The following is an 11,817-nucleotide window of genomic DNA, read 5'->3' on the forward strand; positions in this document are numbered from 1 at the left end:
GAAATCCATGGGTGCATCTCTCGCTGCTGCCTTCCGCAAGCCCCCGAAGTCCGCCGGCCTTAGCGTCACCCGGCGCGCCATGCTGGGCGGAGGCCTGACGATTGCCTTCGGCCTCTCGCCGCTCGGACGCAAGGTCTGGGCGCAGGGCGGCGAACAGCCGAGCCTGCGCGCGATCGAGGGCCAGGTGGAGGGCGGTGATACCGGTGACGCCTTCCAGGGGTTTGCCCCTGGCGGCTTCGTGCGGATCGCCCCGGATGGGCGCATCACGCTGCTGATCCCCAACATCGAAATGGGGCAGGGCATCCACACCGCCGAAGCGATGCTGATCGCCGAGGAGCTGGAGGTCGGGCTCGACCAGGTCGAAGTCCTGCCGGCCCCGCCGAACGAGGAGCTCTACAAGCAGCCGCTGCTCCAGTCCCAGACCACCGGCGGCTCCACCTCCATCCGCGCCACCTGGACGCCCCTGCGCCAGGCGGGCGCCATGGCCCGCACCCTTCTGATCGGTGCCGCTGCCGCTCGTTGGAACGTCGATGCTGCCGGGTGCATCGCGGCGCGCGGCGTCGTGACCCATGCCGGCGGAAACCATTCGGCCACCTATGCCGAGCTCGTCGAGGATGCTGCAAAGCTTCCCCTGCCGACCGATGTCGTCCTGAAGGATCCGTCGAAGTTCACGCTCGTCGGCACCGCGGCCGCGCGCGTCGAGGGGCCCTCGAAGACCGACGGGACGGCTGTCTTCGGCATCGACGTGAAGGTCGAGGGCATGAAGATCGCGACCGTCGTCGCCTGTCCGATCTTCGGCGGCACGCTGGGCGCGGTGGACGAGACGGCCGCCCGGGCGGTTCCCGGCGTTCGCGACGTCGTCAAGCTGGAAAGGGCGGTTGCGGTCACCGGCGACCACTACTGGGCTGCCCGGCAGGGCGTCGACGCGCTCGACATTAAATGGGGCGAGGGCCAGAACGCAGGACTGACGACCGATCTCATCTTCCAGGACCTGAAAAAGGCTTCGGAGACGGGCAAGCCCGTTCTGGCGCGAACCGAGGGCGATCCCGCGGGCGCCTTTGCCTCGGCCGCGAAGAAGGTGGAGGCGGTGTACCAGCTACCCTTCCTCGCCCATGCGACCATGGAGCCCGTCAACTGCCTCGTCCACGTTCGCGAGGGCGAGTGCGAGATCTGGTGCGGCACGCAGGTTCCGACCGCGGCGCAGGCGCTGGCGGCGAAGATCCTCAACCTCCCTATCGACAAGGTGACCCTCCACAACCAGGTCATCGGCGGTGGTTTTGGGCGTCGCCTCGAGGCGGACTATGTCGGCCAGGCCGTTGAGATCGCGAAGAACCTATCCTATCCGGTCAAGGTTATCTGGTCGCGCGAGGAGGATTTTCAGCACGACCTCTACCGGCCGGCCTATTACGACCGCGTTGCCGCTGGCCTTGGCGAAGACGGCAAGCCTGTCGCCTGGATCGACCACGTCACCGGCGGCTCGGTCCTCGGCAGCTATCTTCCAACCGGTCTTCCCGACGGCACCCTCGATTCCGACGCCGTCGAAGGCGCGGCAGAGCCGCCCTACGCCTTTCCCAATCTTCTCGTCGACTGGGTCCGCAAGGACCCGCCGGTACCGGTCAGCTGGTGGCGGGGCGTCGGTCCGACCCACAACATCTTCGTGGTCGAGAGTTTCATGGACGAGCTCGCCACGGCGGCGGGACAGGATCCCGTCGCCTACCGCATGTCCCTGCTCGGCAACAACCCGCGGGCTGCGGGCGTGCTGAAGCTCGCGGCGGACAAGGCCGGATGGGGAACCACCACGGCCGCTCCCGGCGAGGGTCGCGGCATCGCCCTGCATATGTCGTTCGGCAGCTACATCGCCGTCGTTCTGGACATCTCGGTGGGCACGGACGGCGCCATCGTCCTGAAGCGGGCCGTCGCAGCGGTGGATTGCGGCCATGTCGTCAATCCCGGCATCGTCACCGCGCAGGTCGAGGGCGGCTTGCTGTTCGGCCTATCAGCCGCCCTCTACAACGGCATCACGATCGATGCCGGGCGCGTGCAGCAAACGACGTTCGACGACTACGGACAGCTGCGGATGAACGAGAGCATTCCGGTCGAGGTGCATATCGTTCCGAGCACCGAAGACCCTGGTGGGATGGGCGAGACGGCGACGGTCTCGGCCGCGCCGGTCCTCGGCAACGCCATCTTCGCGGCGACCGGCAAGCGTCTGCGCAGCCTTCCGTTCGTGCCTGCCCTGACTTCGGGCAGCTGACGCGAGCGAGAGCCGGCGGCGACGAAAGCGCGGGCGGCTTCCTTCCGAGGGAAGCCGCCAGCCTAGAGGCGGGTCGGTCCGCGACGATAAGAAGTTGATGGCCGTGGAGACGCTCAGGGCCGGGAGATCGTGAGGATCCGACATGCGCAGGAACCTCGTCGCCCTCGGCGTCGGTCTCACCGCCTTGACCGCAGGAGCGGTTATCCTCCGAACAGCACAAGCGAGGCGGCAGATCGGGCCGATCGGTCGCTTCCTCGCGGTCGACGGCGTCCGGCTTCATTATACCGAGTTCGGATCGGGCGAACCGATCGTATTGCTGCATGGAAACGGCAGCCTGATCCAGGAATTCCTGGCCAGCGGTCTTGTCGACCGGTTGGCCCGGGATCACCGCGTCATCCTCTTCGACCGTCCGGGCTACGGGTTCAGCCAGAGGCCACGCGGGCGAGCCTGGTCGCCGGCGGCGCAGGCCAATCTCTTCCGGCAGGCGGTGCGGCAGCTTGGCGTGGACGAGGTGCACCTGCTCGGCCACTCCTGGGGGACGCTGGTGGCGATGGAATGGGCCCTGCGGCATCCCGCGAGCGTGGTCAGCGTCAGCGCGCTCTCGGGCTATTTCTTCCCGACGTTTCGCCCTGACGTGGCTCTCGCCTCGATCCCCGCCGTGCCGATCATCGGCGATCTGATGCGCCACACAATCGTGCCTCTGCTCGCCCGGCTGGTATGGCCAAAATTGCTGCGAGATCTCTTCGGCCCAGCGGCGACGCCGCCGCGCTTCCACGAGGTGCCGCGGGCGCTGATGCTGGCGCCGCGGGCTCTCGGGGCTTCTGCGGAGGAGTCGGCGCTGATGATTCCGGCGGCGCAGGCATTGCAAGGCCGATATGCCGGGCTGAGGGCACGGCTTCTGATCATGGCAGGGGAGGGCGACCGTATTGTCGATCCCGCGCAGCAGTCCCGGCGCCTCCACGAACGCCTTCCGGGAAGCCAGCTTGTCGTCATCGAGGGCGCAGGACACCTTTTCCACCATACGGAGCTCGCGAAGACGGCCGCAGCCATTGTGGCCTTCACCCGATCTGGAACGTGACGGTAGGCGGAGGCGGGCGGGCACAGGTGATGCCGATCTCGCTACCGCCTGAACAGCTGTTGGGATCGCTGTGCGTGGATCCGAAACTCGGCGCGATTTGGTTCAGCCGCCGAGGAAATCGAGGATCTCTGCGTTCACCACTCCCGGCATTTCGCGGTGAAGCCAGTGGGTGGCCTCGGGAAGAAACACCACGCGCGCATCCGTGCAGCGGCGCGCCGAGGCGTCCGCCAGCCCCGGCTCCAGCGCCGTATCCTTCCTGCCCCAGAGCACCAGCGTCGGCGTCTTGATCATTTCGGGATAGGACGGGCGGTACCGCAGGGCGCGATACCAGTTCAGCATCGAGGTCAAGGCACGGGGCTGCCGCCATGCCTGGCGGTAGAGCGCCAGATCCTCGGCGGAAAAAGCGCCCGGTCGCGCCATGCCGACAACCGCCCTTTCCAGGACCTTCGATCCTCTGGCGGCCAGCAGCGCCTCGGGAAGCCAGGGAAACTGGAAGAAGCCGACATAGGCGCTGCGCAGGAACTGCGTCGGCGAGCGCAGCGCGTAGCCGAAAAGGGCATCGGGATGCGGAGCATTCAGGATGACGAGCTTCTTGACCTGCGCGGGTCGCTCTGCCGCGAGGGCCCAGGCGACGATGCCACCCCAGTCGTGCCCGATCAGGTGAAAACGCTCGATTTCCATAGCCCTGGCGAGGAGAGAGATGTCCTCGACCAGCCGGCCGAGGGCATAGGCGCGCACGCCCGCCGGCTTGTCGCTCGTGTTGTAGCCGCGTTGGTCCGGAATGATCAGCCGGTAGCCGGCCGCTGCCAACGCCGGGATCTGGTGCTTCCAGCCGATCCAATGGTCGGGAAAGCCGTGCAGGAGGATGATCGGCTGGCCGTCAGGTGGGCCGACGCAGGCGACGTGAAGTTTCACGAGGCCCGTATCGACGAAGCGATGCTCGACCGCCGGCGCGGAAAGCGCATCGCCGGACGGGATCAGCCCATTGGCGTCTTCGAGCATCGAATTACCTCATGGCTTGCGGTAGGCCGTTCCATCCTCCGCGCGCGCCGGGCTGGACAGGTACTGCCCCTTCGCCGGCACGGCGATGGTGTCGAACTCCGCCGCCAGCCGATCGAGCGCCTTTTGCATCTCCGGGCCCTGCATCGCCCGGCCGTGTCCGGTGACGACGATTTTCGGCCGCAGCGCGGCGAGGCGCTGGACGGACTGGCGCGCTTTGTCCCATTCCACTGTGTAGTACATGGGCGGACCATGCATCACCGGTTCCTGGACGGCGACAGCATAGGCCGATTCCTGCTCTGTGGTGACGAAGGCGTCGCCGGCGATGAGGGCGCCATCCTCCTCGCGCCAGAGGGACACGTGGCCGACGCTGTGACCCGGCGAGTGGATCCACCGCCATCCCGGCAGGCCTGGAACGCCGCCGTCCTCCGGCAGTGTCTGGAGCCGCTCCGACACGTCCACCGGCCCCCGCGGATAGAACCGCGCCATCGCCGCCATCATGCCACCGCCCACCGACGGGTCGCCCGGCGGGTAGGCGGCGGTGCCGTCGAGATACGGGCGCTCCAGCGCATGGGCGTAGACGGGCACTTCCCACTTCCGTGCCAGTTCCTCGAGCGCGCCGATGTGGTCGAAATGGCCGTGTGTCATGACGATCGCCGAGGGGCGGGCGTCGAGGCCGAAACGTTCGGAAGCGGCTTCCTCGATCAGCCCCCGCGTTCCCGGCAGGCCGGTGTCGACGAGCACCCAGTTGCGGTCGCCGCAACCGGCCGACCCGACGAACATTACGTTGACGATGCCGAGACGGCGATAGGCGAGATCCCTCGCAATCTCGTGTGTGTGGTCGTGCCTGGCTGCATCGAGCACGGGATCGATGGCGACGGCTTCTTCGGGAAGGGAGAGTTGCTTGCTCATTCTGGCTCCAAAAGACGATGGCGCCGGCCCACTGAATTGCGCGAACCTGCAAATATCACTCTGGGCCGTTCGGCTCGGAGCGAGCTGATTGCCGACGAAGGCTCAGCCGACGGTGATGTTGAACGGGTCGGGGTCGAAGCCGAAATGGCCGGTGAGAGACTCCAGATCTCCTGTGGGATCTTCCAGCATCCACACGGCCTTCTCTACGCCGCCACCCGACGCGGTCACGGACCAGAAACGCGCCCGCCCTGTTCCGATCGGCGCGGGTCCTGCTTCAGTCTCAACCAGATGCTCCTCATAAACGTCCGCGCGGGGCACGTAATAGACGGGCACCTCGCCAGCATGAACGAGAACCGCGGCTTTCGTGGCCGCGATTACCGCGTCATGTCGCCTGATGATGACCGGTTCGGACTGTGCCTCGGTCTTGAAGGTTAGATCTGACGGCAACGACATGGTTATCTCCTTTTGAAGCATTTTTTCGGGCGTTTATGAAAGCTCAAACGGGCGCGGGGTTCCGTAAGGCTCTCGTGACCTTGGCGCAGGTCGTGGCCATCAACTGGAAAGAAGGGTCACGCCGGCCTGCCGGCGGACTTGATCAAGCTCCAGCCGGCCAGCAGCATCAGTGCTCCCCAGATCAGAAAGCCGATGTCCCAGTAGATCCAGGTATCGCGCGACACCGTTTCGTTGACGTGATGGATCCCCAGCAGGTGATGATTGACCAAGCCCTCGACGAGATTGAAGCTTCCGAAGCCTGCGAGAAGAGAACCGACAAGGTGCCGTGTCCGCCACTGCGAGGTTCCCCGGCGCCCGGCCCGCCAGAGAATGACGATGCCAATGGCGACGAGGACGTAGGTTCCGGCATGGAAAAGGCCGTCCAGTAGAGTGTTGATCCGGAGGTTTTCGAGGCTGTCGGCGGGATAGCCGGCGCTGGTCGCCATATGGTGCCACTGCAGGACCTGGTGCAGAACGATCCCATCGAAGAAGCCCCCGAGACCCATGCCGAGGAATATTCCCGCCGAAACCGGAAATGGCTTCATTCCAAGGGGGGGCATCTCAAGGCGGGTCATCGTTGCTCCTTTCGGTGCCGCGGCGTTCGGCCGGGTAAAGAGGTTGTGTCCGGATCCCGCCTTCCAGGGCATGCCCTGCATGCTCTACCAAGCGCGCAGACCAACCCTTTGTTCCCGCTTAACTCTTAGCCGAGACCTGGGTAGATCGGGGGTTTGCTCGCCCGAGCCGAGACCGGATCCACGGACAAGTCTCCACTTCGCACGGAACGGCGTCGCACTCCGTCGATCGACGACATGCCCCCTGCGAGGAGGCCTGACGCAGTCTGGAAAGAGCCCAGCACGACCGAAGTTCGCGAGCTGCGCCTGGCCCGACCCCAAGAAACCGCACAGGGCGAAATATTGCGAGAACGGCGCCAGGGCCGTGGCTTGGAAAGCCAAGGCAAAGCGAACCACCGCGGCCTTCTTGGTGAACACGAGCTCGCCAAGCCGACGAAAATGCTTGCGGCCCTGCGCGACCATCTGGGCATCGGCGCCGAGGTCGATGAGAAGATCGAGCCAACCTTGAACGACATGGCGCCTGAGGCCGTGCTCGAGGCCCTCACGACGCAGGGAGAAAGTGCCCTGGGGCCGTCCTGATTCCTAATCCGCTTCCTTGCCAGTGACTTGCCCGACAGCTACCGATGCGAGTAGTACCGCCACATTACAGTCAGCTACTACGGAGCTCGACGTGAACACTGTATCTGCCAAAGCCGAGACGGGTGTTGCCGGTCTGGATGACGTCCTCGGCGGCGGCCTTGCCCCGGGTCATGTCTTCCTGATGGAGGGCAGCCCTGGCACCGGCAAGACGACGATCGCTCTCAGCTTTCTGATGTCGGGCGCACAGCTCGGCGAGAAGGGCCTCTACATCACGCTCTCGGAGACGGAGAGGGAGCTTCGGACCGGCGCGCGATCGCATGGCTGGGAGCTCAGCGGCGCGATCGAGGTCAGCGAATTGGTCCCGCCCGAGAGCTTGCTCGATCCCGATTCAGAGCAGAGCCTTCTCTACTCCTCCGACCTCGAGCTCGGGGAGACGACGAAAGCCATCTTCGATGCATTTCATCGCGTCCAGCCGTCCCGGGTCGTCCTCGACAGCCTCTCGGAAATCCGCCTCTTGGCGCAGAGCTCGCTTCGCTATCGCCGGCAGATCCTCGCGCTGAAGCATTTCTTCGCGACGAAAAACGTCACTGTCCTGCTGCTCGACGATCTGACGACGGACACCACGGACAAGACCGTTCACTCCATCGCCCACGGTGTGATCAAACTGGAGGAGTTGGCGCCGGAATACGGCTCGGAGCGCCGGCGGCTGCGTATCATGAAATACCGCGGTCAGGCGTTCAGGGGCGGCTATCATGACATGGTGATCAAGAACGGCGGCGTCTCTGTCTTCCCTCGGCTCGTTGCGTCGGAGCACCGTGTTCCGTTCGCCCGCACGCAGAGGACGAGCGGGATTGCGGAGCTGGATGCTCTGGTCGGTGGTGGCCTGGAGCAGGGATCCAGCACGCTGGTTCTCGGGCCGGCCGGCACGGGAAAGTCGATGTTCTGCTTCCAGTTCGCCGTGGCCGCGATAGAGAGGGGCGAGAAAGCGGCGATGTTCATCTTCGACGAGGAGCTCGGTCTGCTGTTCGACCGGACGAGGTCCCTGGGCATGGATCTCGAATCGATGAGAGACTCCGGGCTGCTTCATATCGAACAAGTCGATGCCGCCGAGATGTCACCTGGCGAGTTCGCCCACCGCGTCCGTGACCGTGTTGACAGCTCCGGCGCGAAGACGGTCGTCATCGACAGCCTGAATGGCTACCAATCCTCCATGCCAGCCGAGAGCGCGCTGACGCTGCACATTCACGAGTTGATACAGTTCTTGAATCGCCGGGGCGCCACGACCTTCCTGACCGTCGCCCAACACGGCCTTGTCGGTAGCATGAAGAGCCCGGTCGACCTGACCTACATTGCGGACACGGTGATCTTGCTTCGCTATTTCGAGGCTCTTGGGAAAGTCAGGCGGGCGGTCTCCGTCATCAAGAAGCGCACGGGCCGACACGAAGACACGATCAGGGAGTTCAAGATCGGCGCATCGGGGCTCATCCTGGGACCACCGCTCAAGGAGTTCCAAGGCGTGCTGCAGGGTGTGCCGCAGTTCATTGGCAGCGGCGAAGGTGGCTCGAGATCCGTTCCGGAAGGTATGCTCTGACATGCCGACGTTGACCGCGTTGGTCTTGGCGCCCGGCGGTCGGGACGCTGCCATAGCGGCCCGGCTCCTGGGGGATGGCGGCATGCGCCCGCTCGTCTGCGAGACCGGCGATGATCTGATCGCACGGATCGGCGAGGACAGCGGCTTCGCTGTCGTTACGGAGGAAGCACTCCGCGGCGTCGATCCAGCGGCGTTGCATGTTCGGCTTGCGAGGCAGGAGCCCTGGTCCGACTTCCCGTTCATCGTGCTGACGAGGCGTTCGCCAAGCCCTCAGCGAAATCCGGTGGCCGCGAAGCTGGCGGGAATCCTCCAGAACGTGACCTTCCTGGAGCGGCCTTTTCACCCTGCGACCTTCATCAGTCTCGCCAAGACGGCCTCCCGCAGTCGAGAGCGCCAGTTCGAGGCCAGAGCCCGGATCATCGCTTTGCATGAGAGCGATGAGCGCCTTCGGCAGGCGAACGAAAATCTGGAGGTCCGTGTCGCCGAACGGACGGCAGAGCTTCAGGCGGCGCACGCAAAGATGGTAGCCGAGGTCGAGCAGCGGGAGCGGGCGGAGATCCTGCTGCGGCAGTCGCAAAAGATGGAAATGATCGGCCAGCTCACCGGCGGGATCGCCCACGACTTCAACAATCTGCTGGCCGCGGTCCTGGGGAATCTCGAACTGCTTCAGCGGATCATTCCGTCGGATCCGAAGGCTGCACGGCTGATGGAGGGCGCGGTGAAAGGTGCGCAGCGCGGCGCCGCCCTGACGCAGCGGCTGCTGGCATTTGCCCGTCGTCAGGAACTAACGCTGGTCCCGACCGACCTGGCGGACCTTGTCCGGGGAATGGCCGATCTCTTGGACCGGTCGCTCGGATCGACCATCGAGCAGTACGTCATCCTGCCAGAAGGCATGCCACTCGCCTTGGTCGACGGCAATCAGCTGGAATTGGCGCTGTTGAACCTTGCCGTAAATGCCCGGGACGCGATGCCGAACGGGGGCAGCCTGACGATCGAGGTCGACGTGCCCAGGACGCTCGAAGGCATGTCATTGCCTTCCGGCACCTATGTGCGCCTCTCGGTGTCCGATACCGGGGCCGGCATGTCCGCGGAAATCCTCGAGCGCGCGACAGAGCCATTCTATTCGACGAAGGGCGTCGGAAAAGGGACGGGCCTCGGCCTCTCCATGATCCAGGGCCTGGCCGAACAGCTTGGCGGATCGCTGCGGCTGACGAGCACCGTCGGCAAGGGAACGAGGGCGGAGCTCTGGCTGCCGGTCGCCTTTGGTGAGAGTGCCGTCGCGGCCGTCGAAGAGGAGCCCGGGCTTTCCTCGCCTGTCGGCAAAGCCAGGATCCTGATGGTGGACGACGATCCCCTCATCTCGATGAGCACGGTCGATATGCTCGAGGATCTCGGTCACGAGGTGGTGGAGGCCCACTCGGGCGCAAAGGCGCTGGAGATTTTGAGCGGCGGCGGTGAATTCGATCTCATGATCACGGACTTCTCGATGCCGAAGATGAACGGCGCGCAACTGGCCTTGGCCGTCCAGGAGCTTCGACCGAAACTGCCTATCCTGCTGGCGACGGGTTATGCCGAAATGCCGGCGGGGTCGGAGATCGCGCTGCCGCGGCTGGGGAAGCCGTATACGCAGGCTCAACTGGCGTCCGAAATCGGCAAACTGCTGCGGTAGGCGACGGAAAAAGCATTGGCACGTGCTGGTTGTTGCCGGAATTCATAGGAAACCAACTTGATCGTCGGCGGTGCGCCTTGCCGTCGCCCATCTGCTTGGCATTTTCTGCAGTGTGACGAAGGAAACTGCGATCGGGAGGTGACGGGTTGTCGATATTCTACTTGCATATCCGGGATGGCGAATTGCTCCTCGCGGACGTCGAGGGACAGGAGTTTCCTGATGTCGAGGCTGCACATGCGGAAGCCGTCAGGTCGGCGCGGGAAATGTTGGCCGAGAAGATCAAGTTGGGTGAGATCGTCGATGGGCAGAAGATCGAAATCGTCGACGAGGCAGGAGACGTCGTCGGTGTGGTGGCGCTGAAGGAAACTTTCCGGGCGGCGTGACGACTTCCAGAAGCCCTGGGCCGGGTCGCAAGACGCGTTCGCACGCGGCGGTGTTATGGGGCTCGGCGGAACTGTCGCATCGAGCCGACTGGCAAGCCGGGCTCATCTCGCAGTGGACATCAATGAGCTTACGCCAGCCGGAACTGATGCCAGGCGCTGCACCTTAACCTTTGATGGATGTGAGGAGGCGGAAATGGCGGAAGAAACTGACGACGGGATGGGCCGCTTCGGCGGTGAAAAGCTACGGCAGCACCAGATCCAGACGAACGCTCTGCCGGACAAGCACGCGAACAGCACCGGCCACGAGACCCGCGACGACAAGATCGTCTCGGCCGAATTCAGCGGTTTGGACAACGATCTGGTCGATATGTCGCGCTTCGGGGCGCACGATACCGACGACGATGGGCTCGGCCCGACAAACGAGGGCGAAGACAGACACGGGGCTCGCGTCGACAAGAGTATGAACTCGGTCGAGCAGTCGGTGACGCAGTACGATCAGTCGTCCGGACAGGTTGCGGCCGACCCATCAAGCGAGACGTCTGACGACGAGGTCGATGAGACATCCGCCGGTGGCCTGCAGTATCCCGACGATGAAGCTGAAGGAGCCTCGCGGTGAATGCGGAGAGCATGTCGAACATCATCCGAGAAGCCATCATCGACGAGTTGAAGCGCCAGGCGGAGATCAGCAACGGGGCGCTCACGGTACAGACGACAGACGATCTGGTGACAATCAACGGTCCGGTCGATCTGGATGATCTCGTGATGGTGGTTATCGGGTCTGTTGCCGGCGGGCCGTGAGTCGCCCTTTCTGGCCTCTCCTTGGATCCGCACCTGTCCGCGCAGGAGGGTCCACCTCGCATGCGCCCGGTCTCCCTTGTGCCAGAGGGACTCCCGCCGCGCCGCTCCACTTCGCGGTCCTTCTGGTGCTTCAAGAGGGGGCCGAGAACGTCCGGTCGCGAACAGAAGCGGTCCAGAAACGCCGCCAAGTTTGGATGCAGGCGCGGTGCCATGGGGCGTCGGGGACGCCGTCGAGGTCCTCGTCAATCCCTTGACCCCGCTGTGTTTCTAATTGAATTCCTGCGCGCCGGGCTGCGCGCAGGACTGGTTCGGCAGGAAGGCATCTGCCCTCTACAAACTGCGGCACACCTGGCGTGCCACGATGGGCTCATTTCAGCGCCCTGAGGCTAGAGCGTTTCAGGTTTTGCTGGAAGCATAGCCGGCGCTTGCGAAATAGTTGCTGCATTCGTCTGGGCCGATGGTGGTGACGAGGTTGCCGAGATGGCGCCAG

The 11,817-nt window shown here is 64.6% G+C and carries 12 protein-coding genes; 8 read left to right on the top strand and 4 right to left on the bottom strand.

The genetic code is table 11. The features are described 5' to 3' along the window. Positions 1-7 precede the first annotated feature (7 nt). Together IEX88_RS09290 and IEX88_RS09295 are read left to right on the top strand one after the other, a co-directional pair. Entirely contained in the window at positions 8-2,254 is a 2,247-nt protein-coding gene (locus IEX88_RS09290) for a xanthine dehydrogenase family protein molybdopterin-binding subunit (protein ID WP_188850288.1), read from the top strand. A 142-nt stretch (positions 2,255-2,396) separates the two neighbouring features. After that, positions 2,397-3,332, top strand: coding sequence for an alpha/beta fold hydrolase (locus IEX88_RS09295; protein WP_188850289.1), 936 nt, complete (start codon positions 2,397-2,399; stop codon positions 3,330-3,332). A gap of 102 nt (positions 3,333-3,434) precedes the next feature. On the opposite strand, the gene IEX88_RS09300 is transcribed toward IEX88_RS09295, so the two are convergent. The 4 genes from IEX88_RS09300 to IEX88_RS09315 all read right to left on the bottom strand — a co-directional run bounded on the left by IEX88_RS09300 (position 3,435) and on the right by IEX88_RS09315 (position 6,310). Further along, positions 3,435-4,334 carry an alpha/beta fold hydrolase gene (locus IEX88_RS09300; RefSeq protein ID WP_188850290.1) on the bottom strand — a complete coding sequence of 300 codons (900 nt, stop codon included), beginning with the start codon at positions 4,332-4,334 and terminating at the stop codon, positions 3,435-3,437. A gap of 9 nt (positions 4,335-4,343) precedes the next feature. Continuing rightward, on the bottom strand, positions 4,344-5,243 hold the full coding sequence (locus tag IEX88_RS09305) for an MBL fold metallo-hydrolase (RefSeq protein WP_188850291.1): 900 nt from the start codon (positions 5,241-5,243) through the stop codon (positions 4,344-4,346). A 102-nt stretch (positions 5,244-5,345) separates the two neighbouring features. After that, positions 5,346-5,696: a DUF427 domain-containing protein gene (locus IEX88_RS09310; RefSeq protein WP_188850292.1), complete on the bottom strand. Its 351-nt coding sequence runs from the start codon at positions 5,694-5,696 to the stop codon at positions 5,346-5,348. Between the two features lie 116 nt (positions 5,697-5,812). Further along, positions 5,813-6,310 carry a DUF2243 domain-containing protein gene (locus IEX88_RS09315; protein WP_188850293.1) on the bottom strand — a complete coding sequence of 166 codons (498 nt, stop codon included), beginning with the start codon at positions 6,308-6,310 and terminating at the stop codon, positions 5,813-5,815. Positions 6,311-6,676: 366 nt separating this feature from the next. Here IEX88_RS09315 and IEX88_RS09320 point away from each other — a divergent pair, with 366 nt between their 5' ends. The 6 genes from IEX88_RS09320 to IEX88_RS09345 all read left to right on the top strand — a co-directional run bounded on the left by IEX88_RS09320 (position 6,677) and on the right by IEX88_RS09345 (position 11,327). Then, the gene (locus IEX88_RS09320; RefSeq protein WP_188850294.1) at positions 6,677-6,886 is read left to right on the top strand and encodes a hypothetical protein; all 210 of its coding nucleotides are present in this window, start codon (positions 6,677-6,679) and stop codon (positions 6,884-6,886) included. Between the two features lie 91 nt (positions 6,887-6,977). Then, positions 6,978-8,477, top strand: coding sequence for an ATPase domain-containing protein (locus tag IEX88_RS09325; protein WP_188850295.1), 1,500 nt, complete (start codon positions 6,978-6,980; stop codon positions 8,475-8,477). 1 nt (position 8,478) lies between these two features. After that, positions 8,479-10,146 carry an ATP-binding protein gene (locus IEX88_RS09330; protein ID WP_188850296.1) on the top strand — a complete coding sequence of 556 codons (1,668 nt, stop codon included), beginning with the start codon at positions 8,479-8,481 and terminating at the stop codon, positions 10,144-10,146. 146 nt (positions 10,147-10,292) lie between these two features. Continuing rightward, positions 10,293-10,529 carry a DUF6894 family protein gene (locus tag IEX88_RS09335; RefSeq protein WP_188850297.1) on the top strand — a complete coding sequence of 79 codons (237 nt, stop codon included), beginning with the start codon at positions 10,293-10,295 and terminating at the stop codon, positions 10,527-10,529. A gap of 193 nt (positions 10,530-10,722) precedes the next feature. Next, entirely contained in the window at positions 10,723-11,145 is a 423-nt protein-coding gene (locus IEX88_RS09340; protein ID WP_188850298.1) for a hypothetical protein, read from the top strand. Positions 11,146-11,156: 11 nt separating this feature from the next. Beyond that, a complete protein-coding gene (locus IEX88_RS09345) occupies positions 11,157-11,327 on the top strand; it encodes a hypothetical protein (protein ID WP_188850299.1) in 171 nt (56 codons plus the stop codon). The last annotated feature ends 490 nt before the right edge of the window (positions 11,328-11,817 follow it).

Source organism: Aureimonas glaciei, assembly GCF_014643375.1.
Taxonomy (GTDB): domain Bacteria; phylum Pseudomonadota; class Alphaproteobacteria; order Rhizobiales; family Rhizobiaceae; genus Plantimonas; species Plantimonas glaciei.

Bases quoted from the DNA above. Each gene is read 5' to 3' on its own strand.
- IEX88_RS09290 (WP_188850288.1), top strand. From the start codon at position 8: ATGGGTGCATCTCTCGCTGCTGCCTTCCGCAAGCCCCCGAAGTCCGCC.
- IEX88_RS09295 (WP_188850289.1), top strand. From the start codon at position 2,397: ATGCGCAGGAACCTCGTCGCCCTCGGCGTCGGTCTCACCGCCTTGACC.
- IEX88_RS09300 (WP_188850290.1), bottom strand. From the start codon at position 4,334: ATGCTCGAAGACGCCAATGGGCTGATCCCGTCCGGCGATGCGCTTTCC.
- IEX88_RS09305 (WP_188850291.1), bottom strand. From the start codon at position 5,243: ATGAGCAAGCAACTCTCCCTTCCCGAAGAAGCCGTCGCCATCGATCCC.
- IEX88_RS09310 (WP_188850292.1), bottom strand. From the start codon at position 5,696: ATGTCGTTGCCGTCAGATCTAACCTTCAAGACCGAGGCACAGTCCGAA.
- IEX88_RS09315 (WP_188850293.1), bottom strand. From the start codon at position 6,310: ATGACCCGCCTTGAGATGCCCCCCCTTGGAATGAAGCCATTTCCGGTT.
- IEX88_RS09330 (WP_188850296.1), top strand. From the start codon at position 8,479: ATGCCGACGTTGACCGCGTTGGTCTTGGCGCCCGGCGGTCGGGACGCT.
- IEX88_RS09340 (WP_188850298.1), top strand. From the start codon at position 10,723: ATGGCGGAAGAAACTGACGACGGGATGGGCCGCTTCGGCGGTGAAAAG.
- IEX88_RS09345 (WP_188850299.1), top strand. From the start codon at position 11,157: ATGTCGAACATCATCCGAGAAGCCATCATCGACGAGTTGAAGCGCCAG.